Origin of the sequence: Salinarchaeum laminariae, from assembly GCF_023204835.1 — an archaeon.
GTDB lineage: Archaea > Halobacteriota > Halobacteria > Halobacteriales > Salinarchaeaceae > Salinarchaeum > Salinarchaeum laminariae.
This window is the reverse complement of the sequence record NZ_CP096270.1, coordinates 1,355,457-1,379,135: the sequence shown is the minus strand read 5'-3', so window position 1 is coordinate 1,379,135 and position 23,679 is coordinate 1,355,457. Positions and strand designations below refer to the sequence as shown.

24 protein-coding genes and 1 pseudogene are annotated in these 23,679 nt (G+C 63.7%); 19 read left to right on the top strand and 6 right to left on the bottom strand.

Annotated elements, in window-relative coordinates; genetic code table 11:
- Nucleotides 1-91: 91 nt before the first annotated feature.
- The 4 genes from MXF70_RS06270 (at nt 92) to MXF70_RS06255 (ending at nt 3,274) form a co-directional block, all read left to right on the top strand.
- Nucleotides 92-1,186, top strand: a complete 1,095-nt coding sequence (locus MXF70_RS06270) for a 60S ribosomal export protein NMD3 (RefSeq protein WP_248518143.1) — start codon at nt 92-94, stop codon at nt 1,184-1,186.
- Complete coding sequence (locus tag MXF70_RS06265) at nt 1,183-2,418, top strand: class I SAM-dependent methyltransferase (RefSeq protein WP_248518142.1); 1,236 nt, start codon at nt 1,183-1,185, stop codon at nt 2,416-2,418. Before MXF70_RS06270 ends, MXF70_RS06265 begins: the two co-directional genes overlap by 4 nt.
- A 124-nt stretch (nt 2,419-2,542) precedes the next feature.
- Entirely contained in the window at nt 2,543-2,848 is a 306-nt protein-coding gene (locus MXF70_RS06260) for a toxin-antitoxin system TumE family protein (protein WP_248518141.1), read from the top strand.
- A gap of 21 nt (nt 2,849-2,869) precedes the next feature.
- Nucleotides 2,870-3,274 carry an HVO_A0114 family putative DNA-binding protein gene (locus tag MXF70_RS06255; protein WP_248518140.1) on the top strand — a complete coding sequence of 135 codons (405 nt, stop codon included), beginning with the start codon at nt 2,870-2,872 and terminating at the stop codon, nt 3,272-3,274.
- Between the two features lie 23 nt (nt 3,275-3,297).
- On the opposite strand, the gene fer is transcribed toward MXF70_RS06255, so the two are convergent.
- Nucleotides 3,298-4,011, bottom strand: a complete 714-nt coding sequence (gene fer / locus MXF70_RS06250; RefSeq protein WP_248518139.1) for a ferredoxin Fer — start codon at nt 4,009-4,011, stop codon at nt 3,298-3,300.
- 260 nt (nt 4,012-4,271) lie between these two features.
- Between fer and aglF the strand changes: the two genes are divergently transcribed.
- Entirely contained in the window at nt 4,272-5,015 is a 744-nt protein-coding gene (gene aglF / locus MXF70_RS06245; RefSeq protein WP_248518366.1) for a UTP--glucose-1-phosphate uridylyltransferase AglF, read from the top strand.
- Nucleotides 5,016-5,100: 85 nt separating this feature from the next.
- Here the strand turns inward: aglF and MXF70_RS06240 are convergent, their stop codons facing one another.
- Together MXF70_RS06240 and hisD are read right to left on the bottom strand one after the other, a co-directional pair.
- Nucleotides 5,101-5,898, bottom strand: a complete 798-nt coding sequence (locus MXF70_RS06240) for a PHP domain-containing protein (RefSeq protein WP_248518138.1) — start codon at nt 5,896-5,898, stop codon at nt 5,101-5,103.
- 51 nt (nt 5,899-5,949) lie between these two features.
- Nucleotides 5,950-7,221 (bottom strand): histidinol dehydrogenase, encoded by a 1,272-nt coding sequence (gene hisD, locus MXF70_RS06235; RefSeq protein WP_248518137.1) that lies wholly within the window; start codon nt 7,219-7,221, stop codon nt 5,950-5,952.
- Between the two features lie 240 nt (nt 7,222-7,461).
- Between hisD and aglJ the strand changes: the two genes are divergently transcribed.
- Together aglJ and MXF70_RS06225 are read left to right on the top strand one after the other, a co-directional pair.
- On the top strand, nt 7,462-8,388 hold the full coding sequence (gene aglJ / locus MXF70_RS06230) for an S-layer glycoprotein N-glycosyltransferase AglJ (protein ID WP_248518136.1): 927 nt from the start codon (nt 7,462-7,464) through the stop codon (nt 8,386-8,388).
- A gap of 141 nt (nt 8,389-8,529) precedes the next feature.
- Nucleotides 8,530-8,742 carry a ribbon-helix-helix domain-containing protein gene (locus MXF70_RS06225; RefSeq protein ID WP_248518135.1) on the top strand — a complete coding sequence of 71 codons (213 nt, stop codon included), beginning with the start codon at nt 8,530-8,532 and terminating at the stop codon, nt 8,740-8,742.
- A 146-nt stretch (nt 8,743-8,888) separates the two neighbouring features.
- On the opposite strand, the gene MXF70_RS06220 is transcribed toward MXF70_RS06225, so the two are convergent.
- A complete protein-coding gene (locus MXF70_RS06220) occupies nt 8,889-10,865 on the bottom strand; it encodes an amylo-alpha-1,6-glucosidase (RefSeq protein ID WP_248518134.1) in 1,977 nt (658 codons plus the stop codon).
- A 420-nt stretch (nt 10,866-11,285) separates the two neighbouring features.
- On the opposite strand from MXF70_RS06220, the gene MXF70_RS06215 reads away from it, so the two are divergent.
- The 12 genes and pseudogenes from MXF70_RS06215 to MXF70_RS06165 form a co-directional block, all read left to right on the top strand.
- On the top strand, nt 11,286-12,227 hold the full coding sequence (locus tag MXF70_RS06215) for a glycoside hydrolase family protein (protein ID WP_248518133.1): 942 nt from the start codon (nt 11,286-11,288) through the stop codon (nt 12,225-12,227).
- Nucleotides 12,140-12,469 carry a DUF1450 domain-containing protein gene (locus MXF70_RS15420; RefSeq protein ID WP_375140832.1) on the top strand — a complete coding sequence of 110 codons (330 nt, stop codon included), beginning with the start codon at nt 12,140-12,142 and terminating at the stop codon, nt 12,467-12,469. The genes MXF70_RS06215 and MXF70_RS15420 overlap by 88 nt, the downstream gene beginning before the upstream one ends.
- Entirely contained in the window at nt 12,466-14,001 is a 1,536-nt protein-coding gene (locus MXF70_RS06210; protein WP_248518132.1) for a sulfatase, read from the top strand. The genes MXF70_RS15420 and MXF70_RS06210 overlap by 4 nt, the downstream gene beginning before the upstream one ends.
- Nucleotides 14,002-14,082: 81 nt before the next feature.
- Nucleotides 14,083-15,396 (top strand): ABC transporter substrate-binding protein, encoded by a 1,314-nt coding sequence (locus tag MXF70_RS06205; RefSeq protein ID WP_248518131.1) that lies wholly within the window; start codon nt 14,083-14,085, stop codon nt 15,394-15,396.
- Between the two features lie 21 nt (nt 15,397-15,417).
- Complete coding sequence (locus tag MXF70_RS06200; RefSeq protein ID WP_248518130.1) at nt 15,418-16,305, top strand: carbohydrate ABC transporter permease; 888 nt, start codon at nt 15,418-15,420, stop codon at nt 16,303-16,305.
- A complete protein-coding gene (locus MXF70_RS06195; protein WP_248518129.1) occupies nt 16,302-17,192 on the top strand; it encodes a carbohydrate ABC transporter permease in 891 nt (296 codons plus the stop codon). Before MXF70_RS06200 ends, MXF70_RS06195 begins: the two co-directional genes overlap by 4 nt.
- Nucleotide 17,193: 1 nt before the next feature.
- Nucleotides 17,194-18,324 (top strand): ABC transporter ATP-binding protein, encoded by a 1,131-nt coding sequence (locus MXF70_RS06190; RefSeq protein WP_248518128.1) that lies wholly within the window; start codon nt 17,194-17,196, stop codon nt 18,322-18,324.
- Nucleotides 18,325-18,326: 2 nt separating this feature from the next.
- Nucleotides 18,327-19,493 carry an ABC transporter ATP-binding protein gene (locus MXF70_RS06185; protein ID WP_248518127.1) on the top strand — a complete coding sequence of 389 codons (1,167 nt, stop codon included), beginning with the start codon at nt 18,327-18,329 and terminating at the stop codon, nt 19,491-19,493.
- On the top strand, nt 19,490-20,575 hold the full coding sequence (locus MXF70_RS06180; protein WP_248518126.1) for a TrmB family transcriptional regulator: 1,086 nt from the start codon (nt 19,490-19,492) through the stop codon (nt 20,573-20,575). The genes MXF70_RS06185 and MXF70_RS06180 overlap by 4 nt, the downstream gene beginning before the upstream one ends.
- A gap of 113 nt (nt 20,576-20,688) precedes the next feature.
- Nucleotides 20,689-21,672, top strand: coding sequence for an ABC transporter ATP-binding protein (locus MXF70_RS06175; RefSeq protein ID WP_248518125.1), 984 nt, complete (start codon nt 20,689-20,691; stop codon nt 21,670-21,672).
- A complete protein-coding gene (locus MXF70_RS06170) occupies nt 21,672-22,457 on the top strand; it encodes an ABC transporter permease (protein ID WP_248518124.1) in 786 nt (261 codons plus the stop codon). Before MXF70_RS06175 ends, MXF70_RS06170 begins: the two co-directional genes overlap by 1 nt.
- Before the next feature lie 80 nt (nt 22,458-22,537).
- Nucleotides 22,538-22,681: pseudogene (locus tag MXF70_RS06165) on the top strand (AzlD domain-containing protein); the annotation flags it as partial.
- 36 nt (nt 22,682-22,717) lie between these two features.
- Here MXF70_RS06165 and MXF70_RS06160 read toward each other — a convergent pair.
- The gene (locus MXF70_RS06160; RefSeq protein WP_248518122.1) at nt 22,718-23,209 is read right to left on the bottom strand and encodes a DUF1801 domain-containing protein; all 492 of its coding nucleotides are present in this window, start codon (nt 23,207-23,209) and stop codon (nt 22,718-22,720) included.
- Nucleotides 23,206-23,505 (bottom strand): hypothetical protein, encoded by a 300-nt coding sequence (locus tag MXF70_RS06155; protein WP_248518121.1) that lies wholly within the window; start codon nt 23,503-23,505, stop codon nt 23,206-23,208. The genes MXF70_RS06160 and MXF70_RS06155 overlap by 4 nt, the downstream gene beginning before the upstream one ends.
- Nucleotides 23,506-23,679: the final 174 nt, after the last annotated feature.

The following is a 23,679-nucleotide window of genomic DNA, read 5'->3' as shown; positions in this document are numbered from 1 at the left end:
ATCGCTGAGGTGGCAGCCGCCACGGTTGCGCAACCGCGGTCGCTGCCGTCGATCGCACGCCTTTTGGAGGGAAGCGCCCTACCGATGTCCCATGAGCAACTCGGGAGCGTTCTGCCCGCGGTGTGGCGACGCGGTCGAGCTCCCGCGGGAGCGCCGAATGGAGCGCGGGGAGCCGTCGCTGTGTGACGCCTGTTACTTCGACGACTTCGAGCTCGTCGACGCACCCGAACGGATCCAGGTGCTGTACTGCAGTGACTGCGGCGCCGTCAAGCGCGGCAAACACTGGGAGGACGTCGGTGCGAAGGACTACACCGACATCGCAATCGACGCGGTCACCGAAGAGCTGACGGTCCACGTCGGGGCCGAGTCGATCTCCTGGGCCGTCGAGCCCGAGCAGGTCGACGAGACGACGGTTAGACTCACCTGCCACTTCTCCGGCGTCGTCAGGGACACGCCGATCGAGGCGACCGTCGTCGTGCCGGCGAAGCTCGCCTCTGGGACCTGCGATCGCTGCGGCCTCATCGCCGGAGACTTCTACGCTGCGACGGTCCAGGTCCGGGCGGCGACCCGCAACCCCACGGACAGCGAGATCGCGGACGCTCGCGAGATCGCCAACGAGTACGTCGCCGAGAAGGAGGCCGGCGGCGACCGGGACGCCTTCGTCTCCTCCATCGCGGAGGTCGAAGGGGGCCTCGACGTCAAAGTCTCGACCACGCAGCTCGCCCGCGAGATCTCGAACCGGATCGTCGACGCCCACGGCGGCTCCGTCGACTCGTCGGAGCGACTCATCACCGAGGACGGCGACGGCAACCGCGTCTATCGCACCGCCCACGTCGTCCGGCTGCCGCCCGTCGCGAAAGGGGATCTGATCGACCCCGGCGACGACGAAGGGCCGGTGCTCGTGACCGCGGCGCACCAGACGCTCTCGGGCATCCGGCTGACCTCCGGCGAGGAGTTCGGCGCCGACTTCGAGGACCTCCCCGAGCGGGCGGTCCTGGGCGAGCGACGCGACGCCGAGGAGACGACCCTCGTCGCCGTCGAAGACGAGCACGCGATCCAGGTGCTAGATCCCGAGACGTACGAGGCCACGACGATCTCGCGACCGTCCTTCGTCGATCCCGACGCCGAGACGATACAGGTGTTCAAACACCGCGAAGGGCTCCACGCGGTCCCCGCCGACGAATGAGCGAGGACGACGCCGGCGAGAACGTACAGGAGTCCACCGAGCAGACGACACCACTCGCCGCAGTCGTTCCGAAGTCGCGGGGCGAGGCACCGCTCGAAGCGCTCCGCGAGAGTGGCGAATACGACGACAGCCGCCGAATCTGCGAGTACGACGACGGAACGATAGCGATCCCGGTCAGCGACCCGGTGTCACCGGGCCGGCAGGCCGCGCTCGGAATCGTCGAGATCGTCCGGCAGGAGGATCCCGAACCCAGAGCCACCGGGCTCGACGGCCTCCTCGCGGAACGGGGCTGGACCGACGAGCACCTCGATTCCGCTCCGGGCTCCTGGGCCGTCGTCGGGACGGTCGTTCTCGTCGACGTCCCCGAGGACTGCCACGACGAGACCGCCGTCGGCGAGGCGCTACTCGAACTCCATCGCGAGGCCGACACCGTGCTCGCTCGCGAGGGGATCGACGGGCAGACTCGCGATCCCGATCTGCGCGTGATCGCCGGCATCGGCACCACCGAGACGATCCACACCGAACACGGCGTTCGCTACGCGCTCGACCTCGCCGACGTGATGTTCTCGCCCGGCAACGAGGCCGAGCGCGGGCGGATGGCCGCCCTCGTCGCGGCAGGGAGAGACAAACTGGATCCAGTCGCGACGATCGACTCCCCAGCGGAGCAATCGACAGCGGCGACTCCCGACCAGATCCCTCAGCACATCCCCGATCTCGATCCCGCTGCGGACGCCGAGCCAGACGACAGCGTGACCCTCGACGACGTCGGGGGCCCCACCGAGCACGTCTTCGACATGTTCGCGGGCGCGGGCTACTTCACGTTGCCCGCGGCGATCGCCGGTGCGGAGGTCTCCGCGGCGGAGATCGATCCCGACGCGTTCCAGTATCTAATCGAGAACGCACAGCTCAACGGCGTCGGCGATCGCGTGGCCGCGTACCTCTCGGACTGTCGCGAGGTCGCCGAGGTCGTCACCGCCGATCGCGTGATCATGGGCCACTACGACGCCGTGGAGTACCTCGACGCAGCGTTCGAGGCTGTACGGGACGGTGGCGTCCTCCACGTCCACGCGGTCGTGCCCGAGCCAGAGCTGTGGGATCGGGCGTTGGACCGGATCCACACTGCTGCGGCCGAGGCTGGTCGGTCGGTCGAGATCGAAGACACGCGCCGAATCAAGAGCTACGGCGAAGGCGTCTGGCACGTGGTGGTGGACGTGCGCGTGGCTGCGACGTAGCAGTCATCCGGTGAACGACGCTGATTCAATCACCTACCAGGTTCTCGGGCGCCCTATTCGTGACTGTCGTATGGAGTTCGCTCCATAGATTTATGCCTACGGAACTAGTACCATAGGTGAACGGATGGGCGGCTACACGACGGTCGAAGACTGGACGCACGTCGAGGCGGGCTACGTCGTCGCCGTCACCATCCGAACAACGGAAGACGATCAGTACCCGAGTGGGTGGGATTACAGCCTCCACCTCGGTCGAGTCGGGGGTGAAACCGTCGTTCGATACGATAACGCCCACGAGCGAACGAAGGGTCACGAACGCCACACCCGGGACGGCCTCGAGACCATCGAGTTCCCCGGGATGCTGGAACTGTACGACCGATTCCAGCGAGAGGTCGAGAATCGGTCTCCGGTGACACTGGACCGAGTGCCGTAGGTCGCCATCGAGAGGAACACCATGCCAACGCTCAAAGTTACCGTCGGCGAGCACGAGACGCTCGACGACAGAACGCGGCGGCGAATCGAGGCAGCACAGACGGGAACTGACCTCGAAGACGTACAGCCGACGCTGAACTTCGACTCGTTTGCCGATCTCAGTCGGCTCCTCAGTCCGAAGAACCTGGAGCTGCTCGAAGCGATCGCCCAGACGGAGCCGGAGAGCATCCGAGCCGTCGCCGACGCAGTGGATCGCGATTACAAACAGGTCCACCAGAACTGCTCGGAACTAGCGGATATCGGCGTCATCGAGTTCGAAGGCGGTGGGGCCGGACGAGCGAAGAAACCGATTCTCGCCTACGACGGCCTCGAAATCGATATCCCGTTCGTGGACTCGGACCGAACGGTCGGAACGGCTGCGCCCTGATCGGGCAGCGCAGGCGGCTCCTCTCAGTCGTCCGAACTCGCTCGCTTGTACGGCCCCGGCGGCAACAGGAGATCCTCGACGCCGGGGAGATGTTTCACGTTGTAGACCACCCGGAGATCGTCGGTCACGGGCTGGCCGACGCAGGAGAGGCGGATCCCCTCGTCGGTCAGCTCCTCGGGGAGGATGTGGCTGACGGGCTGGGAGAGCGAGCCGTCGACGACCGCGACTGCGCAGTTCGCACAGGCGCCGCCGCGACACGAAAAGGGCCAGGTGAAGCCGACCTCCTCGGCGCCTTCGAGTAGCGAGTCGCCGGGATCGATCTGGAACCGTCCGTAGTCGCCCGGATCCAGGCCGGCCTCGCTGGCCTTCTCGAAGAGATCGTCGTCCGTAATCGCCCAGCCGTGATCGGAGAGCACCTCGTAGTCGACGTACTCCACCGTGTGCGGATCGCGACGCTGGGGCTCGGGCGGGGAGTGGTCGTCCTCGTCGGTCGTCCACTGGATGGAGGGATCCCAGGGGGAGCGCGGACCCTGTTCGTCCGCGGTGGATTCGGCGTCGGGCGCTGGCGAGCGGCCCTCGCCAGCGAGCGACTCGTAGGCAGTCCTGACGCGTCGAAACTCGGCGGGCGAGCCACCGTGATCGGGATGACTCTCGAGGACTCGGTCGCGGTAGGCGGATCGGATACGCTCCTCGTCCGCGTCGCGGGCGACCCCCAGGACCTCGTGCGGGGCGGGCACGGCAGTTCGTTGGCGTGCAGGACAGATGAGCGTTGTCCCATCAGAACCGGGCGACTGCGACGTGATGCCGAATATATTCGCCGGACGGCTCTTCGTTCCTGCCAGATGCTGGCGGCGTCCTCACCAGCAGTTCTGGCCGCGGCGCGCACCGTCGACGAACCATCGACTCGCGTTCTTCTAAGCGCCGGTCCGGTGAACCTGTCCAGCAGGAACAAGGTACTTGTATCCGAATGCACTCAGTTTTGAGCATGGACAGCGACATGCAGGCGGTCGTCATCGCCGCGGGCGAAGGGACCCGCCTCCGCCCACTGACGGAGGACAAGCCCAAGGGGATGGTCGAGGTCGCGGGCAAGCCGATCCTCACCCACTGCTTCGAGAAGCTGGTCGAGCTCGGCGCCTCCGAGCTGCTCGTCGTCGTCGGTTACCGAAAGCAGGACATCATCGAGCATTACGGCGACGAGTTCCAGGGCGTGCCGATCACCTACTCACACCAGCGCGAGCCACTCGGGATCGCCCACGCGCTGCTCACCGTCGAGGAGCACGTCGACGACGATTTCATGATGATGCTCGGGGATAACGTCTTCCGGGCGAATCTCGCGGACGTCGTCCGTCGCCAGATGGAGGATCGCGCCGACGCGGCGTTCCTCGTCGAGGAGGTACCCTGGGAGGACGCCACCCGCTACGGCGTCTGTGATACCAACAAGTACGGCGAGATCACGCAGGTCGTCGAGAAGCCCGACGAGCCGCCGAGCAACCTCGTGATGACCGGCTTTTACACGTTCACGCCGGCGATCTTCCACGCCGCGCATCTCACGCAGCCCTCCGACCGCGGCGAGTACGAAATCTCGGAGGCGATCGACCTGCTGCTCCAGTCCGGTCGGACCATCGACGCGGTCGAACTCGACGGCTGGCGGATGGACATCGGCTATCCAGAGGACCGCGAGAACGCCGAGGAGCGCATCCTCGAGGAGGACGGCGAGCTGGCAGAAGAAGCTGCAGAGTAACGGTCGTCGCTCACCCATCCACTCGCCGGCTCACCCGCTGAACTACGCAGCTACTCACCCGCAGGTTCGCGTCTCCTCGACGAACTCAGTAGACGTAGGCGTCGTCGAACCGACCGTCGTAGAGGTCGTCGTGGGGATGGGTGTCCTCCATGCCCGGGAAGCCGATCCGGTCGATCTTCTTCCAGGTGTTCTCCCAGGCGAGGTGGCCGATCTCGCTGGCCGAGCGAAGCCGCTGGCCGACGCCGGAGCGCCGCGAGACCCGGTTGCCAGCGTCGGTCAGCGCGTGCGCGATCGTCGTGGCGTGTTCTGAGCAGTCCGGATCCTGGTCGTCCTCGGGGCGCCGGTCGGCAGCGACCGGCTGGGCGGTCTCGGTCCAGACGTCGCCGACGGTCCACCCGAGATGCGCGTACGAGGAGCCGAAAGCGGGGAGATCCAGCTCGGTGGCGATCGAGCGCGAGCGCGGGCCGTGGCCCGGGAGGTACTTCGGGTTGTACACCTCGATGGCGTCGATGCGATCCGCGTACTTCCAGAGGTCCGCTTCGCTGAGACCGACGGTCAGATACTCGGGGTGGGGCGCGAGGACGGTCGCGTCCTGGCGCTCGAACTCAGCCATCGCGGCCTCCAGCGAGATGAAGTCGGGGACGGGCTCGTCGAGACCGAGCGCGAGCACGTGTTTCCGATTCTGGTAGGTGCCGGTGAACACCTCTCGGGCGGGCGCGACGAGCACGTCCTCCGTCGAGAGCGCTCGCGCGCGTCGCTCGATCTCGGGCAGTCGCGTGAAGTGTGGAGCGTAGACGACGGCGTCGATTCCGCGATCCGCCGCTCGCTCGACGATCGACTCGTCGAGCACTTTCACGTGCGGATCGATCCGGCTGGTCGACACGGTCGAACTGGTTACAGCCGAAGGTTTCAGTCTCCCGGTATCCCGCTCGGGCTACTCCTCGAATCGCTTGCGGACGCTCTCGGCGTGTGCGTCGAGCCCCTCCGCCTCCGCGAGCGTCTCGATGGTCTCGCGGATGCTCCCGAGCGACTCGCGATCGAGTCGCTGGACGGTGGAGGCCCGGAGGAAGGTGTCGACGGAGAGACCGCCAGTCACGCGGGCCAGCCCGTTCGTCGGGAGGACGTGGTTCGTCCCGGAGGCGTAATCGCCCGCAGCGACGGGGGTGTACTCGCCGAGGAAGACGCTGCCCGCGGAGGGGATTCGATCGGCGACCGCCTCGGGATCCGCGGCGTAAATCGCGAGGTGTTCGGGGGCGAACTCCTCGGCGAGGGCGACCGCCTCGGGTTCGGATCGGGCGAGGAAGACGCCGCTCGCGTCGTTGTCGAGTGCGGGCTCGATCGTCTCGGTGCGATCGCGCTCGGCGACCTGAGCCTCGACTGCCTCGGCGGTCGCGTTCGCGAGCGCCTCGTCGGCGGTGACGGCGACGACCGCGGCGTTCGGGTCGTGCTCGGCCTGGGCGACGAGCTCGGCGGCGACCAACTCGGGGTTTGCATCCGCGTCAGCGAGCACGAGCACCTCGCTGGGGCCGGCGACGAAGTCGATTTCGACGTCGCCCTGGACCTCCGCTTTGGCCGCGCTGACCCAGCGGTTTCCGGGGCCGACGATCTTCTGGACGCGATCGACGGTCTCGGTGCCGTAGGCCAGCGCGCCGATCGCCTGCGCGCCGCCCGCGGCGTAGACGCGATCCGCACCGGCCGCGTGAATCGCACCGAGCGTCGCGTCGGCGGGCTCCTCGGCGGGTGGCGTCGCGACCGCGATCTGCTCGACGCCGGCGACGTCGGCGGGGACGACGCCCATGATGGCGCTCGAGGGGTAGGCAGCGGTGCCGCCGGGGACGTAGACGCCCGCGCGCTCGATCGGCCGGAATCGGCGGCCGAGCTCCCGCCCGTCGAACGACTCTGTCCAGTCCTCGGGGAGCTGGCGCTCGTGGAAGGCGCGAACGTTCTCGATGGCGTCCTCGATCGCGGCGCGGACGTCCGAGTCGAGGCGCTCCCAGGCGCGCTCGGCTTCGTCGGCGAGGTCGACGTTGCCGACGGCGACGCCGTCGAACTCCTCGGCGTACTCTCGCAACGCGACGTCGCCCTCGGTGCGAACGCGCTCGACGATCTCCCGGGCGTCCGACCGCGCGTCGGCGATCCCGGCGTCGCGCTCGAAGAGGGCCGTCCGCTCGTCCGGTGACAGGTCGGCGATGGCCCGTACGTTCATGAAAGCGAGTTGGCCGGGGGCGCACAAACCCGTTGCCCTTCCGCGACAGGACGGTGCAGGGTCGTGCACCTCGGACTTCGTCACGGGCGGTGGCAGTTGGACTGGGAACGGCTGGTGGCAGTGGGGCTGGGAACCGTCGGTGGCAGTGGACCGCGTCGCGACCGCTAACAGTGGGGCGAGGAGCTGCTACGAGACCACCAGTAGTAACCCATTTACGGGCACGCCGTGCAATCCCGGGCAATGAACGAGGACGTGACGGTGCTGATTCCGACGCTCGACGAGGCCGCCACCATCGGCGAGGTGGTCGCAGGGTTCGTCGAGCGAGGATACGAGACAGTCCTCGTAATCGACGGCGGGTCGACCGACGGAACGCAGGAAATCGCCGAAGAGGAGGGGGCAAACGTGGTCGAGCAGACCGGCTCCGGCAAAGGGCAGGCGATGATGCAGGGGTTCGCGCGCGTCGAAACGGAGTACGTCCTCGTGCTCGACGGCGATGGCACGTACCTGCCCGAGGACGCCGACGCGTTGCTCGAACCGCTTCGCGACGGCGAGGCCGACCACGTCGTCGGCAACCGCTTTGCGGACATCCGCTCGGGGGCGATGCCGCGGCTCAACCGCGTCGGGAACCGCATCATCAACTGGTCGTTCCGGGCGATCCACCGGCGGGACCACCGCGACATCCTCTCGGGCTACCGGGCGATGACGATGGACTCGCTCGGCCGGATGAATCTCACCGCCGAGGGGTTCGGTATCGAGACCGAGATGTGCGTCGAGTGCGTGCGCCACGGGATCGATTCCATGGAGGTCCCGATCACCTACGAGACCCGGCCTGCGGGCTCGGAGACGAACCTCCACCCGATCAAGGACGGCGGGACGATCATCGTCACGCTCTACCGGCTCGCGAAGACGAACAACCCCCTCTTCTACTTCGGGAGCCTCGGCGGACTATCCCTCCTCGCCGGGCTCGGAATCGCGAGCTACGTCGGCTACGACTGGTTCGTCAACGACATTCCCCACGAGGTTCTCGCGATCGTCGCCGCCGCGGGGATTCTCGTCGGCATCCAGCTGTTCATGATCGGCTTCCTCTCCGACATGATCGTCGCATTGCACCGCGACCAGCGGCGGCGAATCGAACGGCTGGAGCGACGAATCGAGGAAGACGACTGAGGGCCGCGAATCGAATAGCTCGAGCGGCGATTCGAGGGGCTGGAGCGACGACCCTGCCGACCGAAGTGGCAATCGCATCCGGGCCCCCGCCCACCAGTGCGACGCACAACGCACTTGTGTCCAACCGCCAGAGACACGCACATGACCGACTACACGACGGTCTCGATCCCACAGGACCTCGCCGACCGCGTCGAGGAGACCATCGAGGGGACGAGCTTCTCCTCGACGAGCGACCTCGTCCGATTTCTGCTTCGGTCGATCGTGATTCAACACGAGCAGCGCGGCGAGCTGACGGAGGCCGAGTTCGCCGAGATCGCCGAGCAGCTGCAGGATCTGGGCTACCTGAACGACTGAGCGGTGCAGGAACCAAGTTGCGAGGAGTGTCTTTAGCTGTACGACCGTCCATCAGACCGTAATAGTACTCCGCGTCGTCATACCACCACGTGGTCAGCGGAAAGCCTGATCGGTCCGAGGAAATGTTGGCAAGTCGTTCGCGTACATCACCGCCCTCGAGCCTCGAACCGCCTGAGGGTCGCCGACGTGAGGCCGAACTCGTCGCTGAGAACCGGAGGAACGTCCGATTCAGACGGGACGACACCAATCAGCGCCCGGACCAGTGCGTAGGGAGTTCCCGCCCCCCACGCCTGCGGTTCACACGACGCGGGATACCGTACGGGACTCGTCTGGTCGGAAAAGCCGCAGAATACCTCGGGCATGCGATTATCGGTAAAATTGCTCGCGGCGTCGAGCACGTCTTTCGATAGCTGTTCTACGCGGTCGGCGTATCCATACTGTGCGAGACCGAGCGCAATGAGAGAGTTATCGTGTGGCCAGACGCTGCCGATGTGGTAGGAGACGGGACTGTACCCGGCGTCGGCGGTCGACATCGACCGGACGCCCCACCCCGAATACAGCTCCTCGGAGAAGAGCCGGTCGACGACTGCGTCGGCCCGGTCGGGGTCGACGATGCCCGACCAGAGACACTGCCCGACGTTGGACGTGTACGCGTCGACTCGCTGGCCGTCGCCGGTCACCGCCGCCGCGTAGTAGGACCGTTCGGGAAGCCAGAACGTCTCGTTGAACCGGTCGTGGAGTGTGGCCGCTCGGTTCTCGAGGGTGTCGGCCCTATCGGGGTCGTCTCGGACAGTCCGGAGCATGCGGGCGCCCCGCTGGAGTGCGTCGTAAACGTACCCCTGGACTTCGGCGCTGGCGAGTGGCGGAGTGGCTTCCGTTCCATCTGCGAACTGGACGCTCATGTCGGAGTCCTTCCACGCGGTGTGGGTTAGCGGGTCGTCCTCCGTTGCGTCGTAGTAGACGAACGGATCGTCGACGTCGGCGTCCATTGCATCGATCACCCACTCGATGGCGGCGTCGAGCGGCGTTGCGAGCTCTTCGACGAGTGTCTCGTTGCCGGTCCACCGGACCGTTTCGTCCAGCAAGACGATCCAGAGCGCCGTCGCGTCGATCGTTCCATAGAATGGGTCGTAGTCGATTTCGCCTCGTCTAGCGAACTCGCCGTGTCTAATCTCGTGGAACATCTTTCCAGGCTCGGCACGTCGTTCGGGGTCGTGGGCCGTCGACTGATGACCGGCGAGATAGGACAGCACACCCTCCGCGAGATCGGGGGCCACGGGTAGGACCTGGTAGGCCGACAGGAGGGAATCCCGCCCGAAGACGGTGGCGAACCAGGGTGCGCCAGCGAGCAGAACTGGACCGTGCGGGGAATCGGCCGAGAGTGCCTCGATGTCGGCGGCAGCCTGTTCGAAAGTCTTGGCGTACTCTGCTACGTCACTCTCGATGACCGGAACGTCCGGAAGTGAAGACGTGGTCGACCGTGATTGAGAGCGGTCCTCGATTGCAGTCGTTACGGTGGCGGTGACGGTGGCGGCGTCCTGTCCGTCGAGGTCGAACTCGAAGTCGGCGTGGCCGACGGCGATCTCGTCCGGAACCGGGTCGAAGGTGATCGTAGTTCGGTAACGAACTGACGTTCCGTCGGCGGCATCGTAGCCGTACTCGTAGGTGACTGAAGCTCCGTCGACAGCGGATTCGATGGTGCGGTCGATTCCACCGTTGACGCCCCGAATTTCGAACAGATCGGCGAAGTCGGCGTCGAAGTCTAGGCGAACCCCGTTGGTGACCGGCGTACTCGAGTGGTTGGTAATCGTGATCTCGTCGGTGAGGATGCCTTCGCGGGCCACGTGCCGGTCACATTCGAGGATCACTGAGGTGCGCTTGTCCTCGCCGGATTCGGAAATTTCGTTGACGGTCGAGAAACCGTCCGCGTACCGAACGAGCTGGTGGTTCGGTGCGATGAGTTCCGACCCGATGGCACTAAACGAACCGTCGTCGACAGTGACGTCGAGTCCGGTCAGGAATCGGGTATCGCGACGGTATAGTCCGCCCTGGGCCGGTTCGACACCGGCGCTCGTCGTGTAGAGAAGCGAGTACCCGTCGACGAGTGAAACGTCAGCCGTCATGGGAATCCTGTCCGTCGATGATCTCGGTTCCGGTCGCGGCGAACCGGGGGTTGCGATGCAGTGCCCGACCCATTCCTACCCCAATCGAGTGAGACCTCGCATATAATCCTTTGTATACCCCCACCGATAGTAGTGGTATTATTTTCCAACAGCCGTTGGCATGTGATCCAATCACGTCTGGTGGTTAGGGCATGGGGCACCCTGACAGATGCCGAAACCCGACCCCAATCACCCACCCCGAACCGCTACGGACCTCCGAGCACCGCTTCCCAAACCGCCTATGACGACGGTTTGGGAGCGATACAAGCCAACTCAAGTGGGGGAGAGAAGCGGGCCGTCCCGCTCCACGAGTGAATTAGTTTGCAACAACTAAAAATGGTTGTGCAAAACCTATATCTAGTTGGCACCGCATCGTGGCCCATGGCGAACTACGCACCGCCACCGCCGCTGGACACTGCAGCCGCCTCGATGATCATGGAGCCCCCAGAACAGGGTGAGGGAAACTGGATCGGTGCACCGTGTGTACACCGGCACGATGACACGACCTATCTCGCAGTCCGCGAGCGGAACCCCGACGACCGAGGTCACGCGATCGCGATCTACGAACGAGAAGCCCTGGATGCGTACACCGAGCGCATCCGCATCACCGCCACAGAGTTAGGCGTCACGAGCATCGAGCGCCCCGCGTTGACGACCGATCCGGACTCGGGGAACCTCAAGCTCTATCTTCCGGTGGATGCACACCGGAACTGCTGGCACATCGAGAAGCTCGCCGACGCCGAGGATCCGGCTGCTTTCGATCCAACAACCGCCCACGACGTAGTTCGCCCCGCGAGCGGCCACACGGACCGATCGACCGTCAAGGATCCCTACGTCATCACGACTGGCGGGAAGTACTACATGTTCTACGCTGGCAGCGACGGGGATAGCACGAGAGCGCACCTCGCGACGAGCATCGATGGCGAGACGTGGACGCGTCGGGACGACCCCATCGTCCACAGCCAGTTCTGGCACGACGAACGCACTCGGGTGTCCTGCGTCGTTCCCGCACCAGATGCACCCATCTGGTACGTGTTCTACGATGGATCTGGGCGAACGGATTATGGTAGTACGTGGAACCTCCGAACCGGGCTCGCCATCTCGACAGATCTGCGAACGTTTGAGGACACCAGTCCGCAGGGTCCAATCGTCTCGGCTCCGACGGCGGATCACCGGCTCGCGCCCCAGAGCTTCGCGACCTGTCGGTACATGGACGTACTACTGACCGACGACGGGTGGGACGTCTTCTTCGAGATGGCGCGCGAAGACGGCTCGTTCGCACTCTACCACCAGCGACTCACGGAGGCACAGTTCCGATCGTGACTGGGGATGCGTCTACAGAAGCGAAGTCAGAACGTCCCTACGTCGAGTACTGTCTCGCGAACGTTTCCCCCGAGCGTCGGGCAGCGCTCGAGGAAGCCGACGTGCCGACACGTGGCGTCGCGTGTCTCGATCGGTGCGGACGGTGCTACCGATCGTCGTTCCTGGTCGTGGACGGGAAGCCGATCGATGGAGAGAGGTGTGAACGGTTCGTCGATGCGCAAATTGCGGGTGGTCCGGAGTGAACGTCTTGTTCGTCTCCATCGACAGCCTCCGTCGAGATTTTTTCACCACGTACCGTGATCGTCCCTTTGGCTACGACTATGCCGTCGAGACGCCGAACCTGGATCGGTTCGCCGAGAGGGCCACGGTGTTCGACACGCACTACGCAGGGAGCCTGTTCTGTATGCCGGCCCGCCGCGAGTGGCTCACTGGCACCCGCGAGTTTCCCTGGCGTGGGTGGGGTCCGATCGAGCCGTTCGACGACACCCTTCCACGCATCGCTCGATCGAACGGAACCGTGGCGGGTCTAGTGACCGACCACTACCACTACTTCCAGCACGGCGCATCTGGTTACTACGACGATTTCAACGGGTTCGAGTTCGTTCGAGGGCACGAACACGACGCCTGGCGGACGGCGCCGCCAAATATCGACGAGTCGTTCGCATCACAGATCCACGCCAGCGATCCCGAGGAGCTATCCTACATGCACCGGGCCCAGTACGCCCGGAACGTTGCCGATTTCGATCCGGAGACCGAATCCGACTTCTTCGCGCCGAAGGTGTTCTCGAGGACCGCACGGTGGATCGAGGACAACCAGTCGTGGGACGACTGGTTTTGCTTCGTCGATAGCTTCGACGTACACGAGCCGTTTCACTGCCCGGAGCCGTACGCGTCGAGGTACACCGAGGATGATCCCCGTGATCCCGAGATGCCAGTGTGGCCCCACTGGGGACGAACCGATGCCGGCCAGGCAGCCATCGACGACCGCCAGTTGGCGTTCGTCAAAGCACAGTTCGCGGGAAAAGTCACGATGGTCGACGAGTGGTTCGGCCGACTCTGTGACACGCTCGACTCGCTGGATGCCTGGTCGGATACTGTGGTGGTCGTCACCGCCGACCACGGATTCTCGCTGGGCGACCACGGGTGGCTTGGGAAAGCCGATGGGCCGCTTTACGACACACTGGCGCACACTCCACTCCTGGTCTGGCATCCAACCTACAGCGATACCGTAGAGCGCGTCGGCGCACTCACGAGCGCAGTGGATCTGCACCCGACGCTCGCATCAGTGATGGACGCAAAGACAGACGGGCCACACGGTCGGTCACTGCTGTCGCTGCTGGACGGAGAATCCAACTCGATCCGAGACGCGGCAGTGTACGGGATTTGGGGATCAGACGTGAACGTCACCGACGGACAGTTCACGTACCATCGGCAGTGCGACGAGGGGAAATCGGCGGTCGTCAGATCCACGTTCCAGATGAATCCGCGTGCCGTGTTTCAGCCGCCAGACCCACCTATGGATCCGGTTCCCGACACCCTTCCGTACACAGACCGACCGGTGTGGCGGTACGAAGCCCCGAGCGTTTCGCGCCAACCCGACACGATGCTGTTCGACACTGATGCAGATCCTGCACAGAAACGGGATCTGCTGTCGACTGGGTCCGAACACGCAGAGAGAATGCGCGAGTTGCTTGTTTCACGCATGCAAGACCTCTCCGCACCAACCCCAGAATTCGGCCGCTTCGGGCTCTCTACTCCCCCAGGACCGGATTGAGGACTCGAGCAACATACGAACAACTACGCAGAATAGTTGTCTCCCAAATCTTTAAGGTTCCCCGTTAGACATTGGTTATCTATGGGAACGTCCCACAATAGACAGCTTCCCCGACGAACAGTACTTGGAAGTGCCGCCGCACTCGCTGGCGGCCTTGCAGGGTGTATCGGCGGTGGTGGCGGTGACGGTGGGGGCGACTCCATCGAATACTGGAGCATTCACAACTCCGAAGACCGCCGCTCCGCGATCGAACCGACGATAGCGTCGTTCGAAGACGAATCCGACGTCAGCGTACAGACGAATTTCGTCGACAACAACGACATCGGTACACAAATCCAAAGCGCGATCGCATCCGATTCACTACCCGACACGGCGCTGCTCGCAGTGCAGGACATCCAGCGCCTGGGTAACGACGGCGCAGTTTCGACGGAAAGTGCAACGGCTGTCGTCGAAGAGCTCGGCGAGGACGACTTTCGGGAAGCGACGCTCAACTTCGTGAGCGATCCCGACGGCGGCTACTACGCCGTTCCGTCGACGTCCTGGGTACAAGGCGTCTGGTACCGAAAGAGCGCATTCGACGAAGCCGGGCTCGACGACCCACTCACGTGGGACGCAATTCTCGAAGCCGCCGAAACGTTCCACGATCCAGACAACGGAACCTACGGGATCGGGTTCGGCACACAGCAAGACGCGTACGCACGACAGTGCTTCACGCAGATGGCCCGCGCCAACGGTGGGCTGGTCGTCAACGCCGACGGTGAGGTCGTCTTCGACCAACCCGAGATCGTCGAGACGCTCCAGTACGTGCAGGACCTCTCCGAGTACACGCCCGGCGCGATCACGTTCAGCGACACCCGGCAGCTCTACGAGAACGAGGAGATCCACATGACCCTGTGGTCGACGAACATCCTCAGACATATCCTGAACAACGTCGGCGAGGAGATGGCCCAGGACACCGGCTTCGCATCCTACATGGAGAACACCCGGCAGTCGACCTACGGACAGGTGCTCGGGCATCCGATCTTCAACAGCTCCGACGCGAAGCGAGAGTCCGCACAGGACCTCGTTTCACACGTGACCTCCGGAGACGCCTATATCGCTTGGGCGCACGCCGCACCCGGCGGAATGGTTCCGGCCCGACAGTCCATCACGGAGACCGACGAGTACCAGGACAACGAAATCCTCTCCGCCTGGGGAGACACGATCTCACAGTTCACGTCCGCGATGGACAATATGGAACGCTTCGATCTCGTCGGCGGGACGCAAGTTCCCGAATTCGGCAGCATCGCGAGCGCTGCGCTCGTCGAGGGAGCCGTGAACCGCGTCGCGGTCCAGGGAGACGACCCGGAGACCGTGGCACAGGAGCAGGCCGACGAGATGCGGAACGTGATCTAGGGAATGGCGTCGACCACGTTCATGAGAGAACGGATCGAGCGCATCGATCCGCGCCGGCGCGAGGTGTTGCTGGGCTACCTGCTGGTGTTGCCGTCGTTGCTGCTCATCGGCGGGGTCATTTTGTACCCACTCATATACAACGTATACCTCGGCTTCACCGAGGTGCCGCTCAACCCCGACCAGTCACCAGTGTGGATCGGCCTCGAAAACTACGAGACCCTCGTCAACAGCGACCGCTTCTGGGAGGCAACCTACAACACCGTCGTATTTACTGTGGCCAGTGCATTACTCGCGACGGCACTCGGCCTCGCCGTTGCGCTCCTATTCGACCGGGCGTTTCGCGGCCGACGGCTAGCACGCGGCCTGGTTCTCCTTCCCCACGTGACGCCGATCATCGCGGTGGCGTTCGCCTGGCAGTTCATGCTCGATCCGTTGTGGGGTAACCTCCCGGACTTCCTCGCGTGGCTCGGCATCTACGAGAGTGACGTCGGACTCCTCCAGTCACGAGACCACGCGTTGCAAATGGCGATCCTCTTCGACGTCTGGCGGAACTTCCCGTTCGCCTTCTTGCTGTTCATCGCACGGTTACAGGCGATTCCACAGAGTATGTACGAAGCAGCGACGATAGACGGAGCCGGCCGATTCGCACAGTTCAAGGACATCATCCTGCCCGAGCTGAAGGGGACGATCCTGATCGCAATCTTGCTCCGGTTCGTCTGGGAGTTCAACGCGTTCGAACCGGTCTGGCTGCTAACAAGGAATCTCGAAACGCTTCCGATCTACGCCTACAAGTCGGCGTTCTCGACGTACAATCAGGGACTCGGTGCAGCGATTGCAGTTATGCTGTTCCTGTTCCAGCTCGTCATGGTCGCCGTCTACATGCGGTTCGTGGGGGAGGACGAACTATGACGGTTCGAGAGAACGTTGCGAACGGCTTTCGGATCGTGCTCGATGGCCACCGTCGGTCGTCGCTCCTCAGTCGCATCGGATTCTACGTTGCAACCGCACTGACCCTCCTGTTCTCACTCTACCCCTTCTACGTGATGTTCATCACGAGCATCTCGACCAACGAGTCACTGTACTCGCGGGACAGAGGCGTGATTCCGAAATCGTTCACCCTCGAACATTACGAGGTGATCTTCGGGAGCGGGTCATTCCCCGTTCAGACGTACTTCTGGAACAGCCTCTCGGTCGCCTTGGTCACGTCAGTGATCGCACTGGTCGTCAGCATCCTCGGCGCCTACAGTTTCACTCGACTCGACTACCCGGGTGGCACGCTGATCCGGCGGGGAATCATCGTGGTGTACATGCTCGCGGCGATCACCCTGGTGATCCCGTTGTTCCAGTTGCTGGTCCGGTTCGACCTGGTCGACACCAAAACGAGTCTCTACATCACGTACACCGTCAAGACGCTCCCGCTGACGCTGTACATCCTCTGGAACTACTTTCGGTCCATTCCGGTCGAGATCGAAGAGGCGGCTTTCATCGACGGGTACTCCAGACTCGAGACGATCGCACGCGTGATCGTGCCCGTGAGTCTGCCGGTGCTCGTCGCAGCCTTCCTCTTTTCTTTCAAGATTGCGTGGAACGAGTACCTGTTCGCGAGTGTCTTTCTCCAGTCCGAAGCACTGTACACGCTTCCGATCGGGATCGAGACGCTCGACAGTGCCTTCCAGAACGTCTGGGGCGAGATCATGGCGGCATCGATCATCACCACGCTGCCGATCATCGTGATGTTCCTCTATCTAGAGAAATACATGGTCGAAGGACTGACCGCAGGAGCGGTGGAGGGGTAAGATGGCGGAACAACGTCGGAAACCGTCAGAATCCTCGTCACTCTCCGAGTCGTCGGCGTCGGGCGCCGTCCACGTCGATGGGCTCACGAAGCAGTACGACGACGTCGTCGCCGTTTCCGACCTCGACCTCCACGTCGAGCCAGGCGAACTACTCGTCTTGCTGGGCCCATCCGGCTGTGGGAAGACAACGACGCTTCGATCGATCGCGGGACTCGAACACGTGACCGATGGGACGATTCACTTCGACGACGAAGACGTGACCCGGCAGGCTCCACAGCGTCGCGACGTCGCGATGGTGTTTCAGAGCTATGCGCTCTACCCCCACAAGACGGTCCGAGGGAATCTACAGTTTCCATTGCGGAAAACCGACATCAGCGGCACGGAAGCGACGGAGCGCGTCGAGGAGATCGCCGAACTGCTCGAGATGGAGACCCACCTGGACACCCGACCCGCCCAACTCAGCGGCGGACAGCGACAGCGCGTCGCCGTCGGCCGAGCTCTCGTTCGACAGCCACACCTGCTGTGTATGGACGAACCGTTGAGCAATCTCGACGCCAAACTACGGGTCGAAACGCGATCAGAACTCCGGCAGCTTCAGCAGCGCCTCGGCATTACGACGATCTACGTCACGCACGACCAGGAAGAGGCCATGAGTATCGCAGATAGGATTGCGGTGATGAACGACGGACGCATCGAGCAGGTCGGCACACCCGAAGACGTCTACGAACGACCCGCAAACGAGTTCGTTGCGTCGTTCGTCGGCGATCCGCCCATGAACTTCTGTGATCCCGACGACGTGCAGGCAGCGGGCATCGAGACTCCCCAATCCGCGGCAGGGTCACCGGACACTATCGGGATACGGCCCGAGTACATCTACCCGACGGATAGCAGAGGAGAGCCGGCCGCTGGCGATCGGGTCGAGGTGGACCGTCCATCGGATCCTGTTGTGTTGACGGTGGAGCTGATAGAGCCTGTCGGACGAGCGTACGAGATTCAGCTCACCGGCCACGGACTCGATCTCGTGGCTCGGCTCAGAACACGACCGGACGACGTAACAGAGGGAGACAGCTCCGAGTTCGTTTTCGATCTGGATCGATTGACGACGTTCAACGACGCCGGGGAGGTGGTGTAACCGTGTCCGAACTCCGTCTCGAGAACGTTAGGAAGGAGTTTGGGTCGGAGACCGCGGTGTCTGAGCTCTCCCTCACGGCGGACGGTGATCTATTGGTCCTCGTCGGACCGTCCGGTTGCGGGAAATCGACGACGCTCCGCATGATCGCGGGACTCGAACAGCCGACTGACGGCAAGATCTTTATCGACGGAGAGGACGTCACTCGTCGATCGCCGAGTGGCCGGTCGATCGCGATGGTGTTCCAGAACTACGCGCTCTATCGGACCATGAACGTTCGGAAGAACATCGGATACGGCCTCAAACACTCGAGTGCTCTATCGAAGTCCGAACGCATCGAGAAAGTGGAGGAGATCGCCGAGATGTTCGGTATCAGTGAACTTCTCGATCGAGAAGTGTCGGCGCTCTCCGGTGGCCAAAAGCAACGCGTGGCCCTCGGTCGAGCGCTCGTCCGCGATCCGGACGTGTTTCTCCTCGACGAACCGCTCTCGAGTCTGGATGCGAAGCTCCGTTCACAGATGCGGACGGAGCTACAGCGCATCCAGCAAGAGCTCGGCGTGACGACGATCTACGTCACCCACGATCAGAAGGAGGCGATGACCATGAGTGATCGGCTGGCAGTGATGAACGACGGCGAACTCCAGCAGATTGGATCGCCCGAGGCGACGTACGTTCGGCCAGAGAACCGGTTCGTCGCTTCGTTCCTCGGCAGCCCAGCGATGAATTTCCTGGACATCGACGTCGAACGTCGGAACGGGCACACGAGGTATCTCCTCGACAGCCACGAACTCGTGCGGGTATCGGATGACACCCAGGCGATCGATCGTCCGATTCAACTCGGCATTCGACCGGAGGACCTGACGTTGCTCGACGACCCGGACGACGGCGCCACTACTGGAACCGTTCGCCACGTAGAGTACCAGGGGAACGACAGCTTCGTTCGACTCGAGGTGAACGGCCGAATCGTCACGTGCGTCGTTCCCGCCAGCGTACGCCCCCGACAAGGGGATAGTGTAGGGCTTAACTTCCCGCCCGATCAGATCCACCTGTTCGACATGGACGCTGGTGATGCGATTCGATCGCCGTCGGTCGACGCGAGCGATACCCGGATAGAGACGGGGCCGTCCACGACCGAGGGTAACGAAACCGACTCACGAGGTGCCAATAGATGAGTGAGGGACCCAGCCTCGACGTAGAACGCCTCACGGAGCAGCTTCAGGATCTCGGCCTCACCGAGTATCAGTCCCGAGCCTACGTCGCAGCAGTCGAGCTCGGCGAAGCTCGCCCCTCGAAAATCGTCGAAGAGTCGGGCGTCCCGCAGGCCCGGATTTACGACGTCATCGACGATCTCAGCGAGATGGGACTGGTCGAGGTCCACGAGAAGAGTGGCGGGAAGACCGTGGGAGCACCGGCACCGGAAGTGGCCCTGGATGCGTACAAAGAACGCCACGTCGGAGAGTTCGCCGAGACGGTGGACTACGTTTCGAGTGAGCTCGAGAAGACGCACGAGCAGGAACAAGCAACTGCAGGCTCCGTTACTGTCCTGAGCCACAGCGAGTCGGCCAACCGGCATATGCGCCAGGCGATCGAGCAGGCAGAATGGTGGATCGCGCTCTCGCTGACGCCCGAACGGTACGCGGAGCTCGAGGACGAGATTCTGGACGCCCTCGATCGCGGCGTCACAGTTCGACTCGTCGCGACCACATCAGATCTGGGTGCCAGCGTTTCGGCTGGCGAGTACCCGGACGACCTCCTCGTTCGATCTCGGCAGTTGTCGGACCTACTCGTCGCCAGCGATCGGTCCTATGGCGTGTACAGCGGCGAGATTCCGACCAGCGACGAACGGTCGTATCACGTCGTCACGAACCAGAACCTGGTGTTGCAGTTCCAGCAGTACTACGAACAGATCTGGACCTCGTCCCGCACAGTACAGGAACCACAGAGACTCCCTCGCCGGTATCTAGATCCGTGGCGAGCCATCGTCGATCTCCAGGCGGCCTTCGACAACGACGAGCCGCTGGAAGCACGCGTCGTTGGCCACGAGACCGGGTCGCGGGTTGGTGGCACCTGGAACGGACGGATCGTCGATTACGAACTTGAAGGGCCCATCGACGCAGATTACAAGGTATCGATCCCGGTGAAAGCGACACTGCTCATCGACGTCGACGGCGAGGAGTACTCCGTCGGCGGCTGGAAAGCAGCGGTCGAGGATATCGCAGCCGAGGGACTCGAAATATCACGAATCGATCAGTAGGTCCGTCGGAGGAGCGCGTGGCAGACGGTGTTTTCGTCGAAGAGGGACTGCCGGCCAATGCGTACACTCACACGCCACGAACACTTTTCTTGCGACCGGACGACTGACCACCAATGGCCGCGATCAGGACCGAGGGGCTGACGAAGCGCTACGGCTCCTGCAGACGGTTCCCGCTTCCGTGGCGCGAGCAGCCCAAAGGCGAGGACGGGCCAGTCGTCGGCATAGAGGACGTCTCGCTCACCGTCGAGAAGGGAGAGATCTTCGGCTATCTCGGCCCGAACGGCGCTGGGAAGACGACCACGATTCGCACGCTGTTGGGCGTGATCTCCCCGTCAGCAGGCGACGCCGAGGTACTCGGCGCGGACGTCACCGATCCCGCTGCCCTCCGGGGAGCGAAGGCGAGGATCGGATTCCTCCCCTCCGTGATGGGGTTTCCCGAAGACGTGACCGGGCGGCGGTATCTCGATCACCAGGCGCGGATCCTCGGCGACGAGCGCCGTGAGGAGCTACTCGAACTGTTCGATCCGCCGCTCGATCGCGAGATCGGGGAGTACTCGACGGGGAACCGGCGAATGCTCGGGATCGTCCGCGCGTTCATGCACGATCCGGATCTGGTGATCCTCGACGAACCGACCGCCGGTCTCGACCCGCTCAAACAGTCCCACTTCAACGCGTTCGTTCGCGAGGAGGCCGCGAGCGGCACGACAGTGTTCTTCTCCTCGCACGTACTCGGGGAGGTCCGGCAGGTCTGTGACCGCGTCGGAATCCTCCGGGGTGGCAGGCTGGCGACCGTCGAACCCGTCGACGAACTGCTGGATCGCGGCGGGAAACGGGTTCGCGTCCGGACCCGCGGCGATCCCGGAGCCGTCGGCGTCGGGCTCGAAGGCGTCGTCGAACGCACCGTCCACGACCGCGAGGTGCAGTTCACCTACGGCGGCGAGTACCAGCGACTGCTCGACCACCTCGCCGGGATCGACGCGATCGAAGATCTCGAGATTGCGGAGCCGCCACTCGAAGACGTCTTCCTGCACTTCTACGGCGAGGAGACCGAGACGGAACACGCGACCACGCTACCCGATACGGAGGCCGACGCTTGATGCCCGAGATCGCCCGCTTCGAGGGGCGTCGGAGGCTGAAAGGCTCACTCTATCTCGCGATCGGGATCGCTGCGTTCGCACTACTGTTCACCTCCTTTTTCCCCTCCGTCGAGCAGATCGACGTGGATGAGTACACCGAGTCGATGCCGGCACTCTTTCAGGAGCTGTTCAACATCTCGGCGATGGGAACCATCGAGGGCTTTCTCGCCGTCGAGATCTACCAGTTCGTCTGGGTGTTGCTCCTGCCGCTGTACGTCGCGTATCTCGGTGCGGGCGTCGTGGCTGGCGATGCCGACGCAGACCGACTGGACGTACTGCTCACCCTGCCGATTTCGCGCAGTCGGCTCCTCGCGGAGAAGGCGGCCTCGCTTGCGCCGGTCGTGCTGGTGCCGAACCTCGTCGTTCCGCCGGTCGTCTACGCGGGCGTACTCGCACTCGGCGAGTCGATCGATCCGATCGCGCTGCTCGCGGTCCACGCACTGTCGATCCCCTTCCTCATCGCCTGCGGAGCGATCGGCGTCGCCGTGTCGGTTCTCGTGCTCGATGGCGATCTCGCGCGGCGCGGTGCGATCGCCGCCGTGTTCGCGCTCTACCTGCTGGACTCGCTATCGGTCGTCGCGGATCGCGACTGGATCGGTGCCGTGAGTCCGATGCGCTACTACGATCCGACGGAGATCATGGTCGACGGCGAGTGCGATCTCGTCGGCGTCGGTGCTCTCTGTCTGATCGCCGCAGTCGCACTTGCGGTTGCCGTCGTCCGCTTCCAGCGCGTTGACGCGCCCTGATCGGAGGGTCGAGGTCTCCGATCGGGCGGAAACCGGGCTGGCAGTCCTGCCGGGTGCCATCCTGATCTCTCGTCGCTCCCGAGGTCGTCTTCGGCGGGGTTCCGGAGTGGGTGGCGGCGATCGCCGTCCTGCTGGTCGCGATTCGCACGGAGAGCATCGTCCTGGCGATGGCAGTCGGGATGAGCGTCGTGTGGCTCGTCACCGGCCTGGGCGGGGTCGTCTGAGCTGCGATCGGTCGGCTCGGCTCCATCCTCACCAGTTCATCCCTGGATCGTCGGCAGCCTGGCGAACCCAGGACGCGACTCTGCATCGTCCAGCGACGTCCCATCCGTGACGTCCAGCGGCTGTCTATCCGGATCCGACGCGGTGGGCGGTTCGGGGTCGAGATACGTTCCAGCCACGAAGAAGAGTTTGACGTGGTTCTTGAACGCGCTGATCGATGCGAACCAGCCCCGGTCCTCGACGGCGTAGAACGGCTGATACCAGTTCACGGCACGGCGGACACCGGACACCTCCGGCTCGATCAGTTCGTCGAATCGCGTCGCGACCGCTCGCTTCCATCCCGGCAGAGCTGCGACGTACGCATGCACCGACGCAGCACCGTCGGTGTCGTCGTTCCGCTGCGCCGTCTGGTACCGTTTGCTCTGCGCTTCCCACGCCGCCTGCGTCGGGAAATCCGCTGGTAGCTCGATCGTCCCGAACTCCTCGTCGACTATCGAGGCCCCACCCGCCCGGCCCACAATCGCAATCACGATGAGGGTCGGGTCGACTCGTCGGGGGTGTCGATGCACTCGACGGCCAGTCCTATAGTCCCACCGCGCCAGTGACGGACAAAGCCCACGAAGCCACCATCCCCTGGAGCCGGCTCGACGCGGAACAACTCCAGCATCGCTGGAACGGCGTCGGCACCCCACTGGAGTTCCTTCTCTAGCTCCGTGAACTCGACGCCTTCGTGGTTATCAGTCTCGTAGTACGAAGCCCTGATCACACGGTTCGCCAGCACGAGATCGGCTACCCGCTGAGCAGTGAGTGGGTTAGGCGTGTTCACGTGTACCAGTACGAGAACTGCGACGACCAACGTTCCGACAACACGACACCGGTTATTCTCGGTACGGGCGGGTGGAGGTCGGTGACCGCTGCTATTGAGTCCGAACGTATAATTTATACATAAGTGGAGTTATATTCCCACCCACCTATAGATTATATTACTATCTCGAACGCC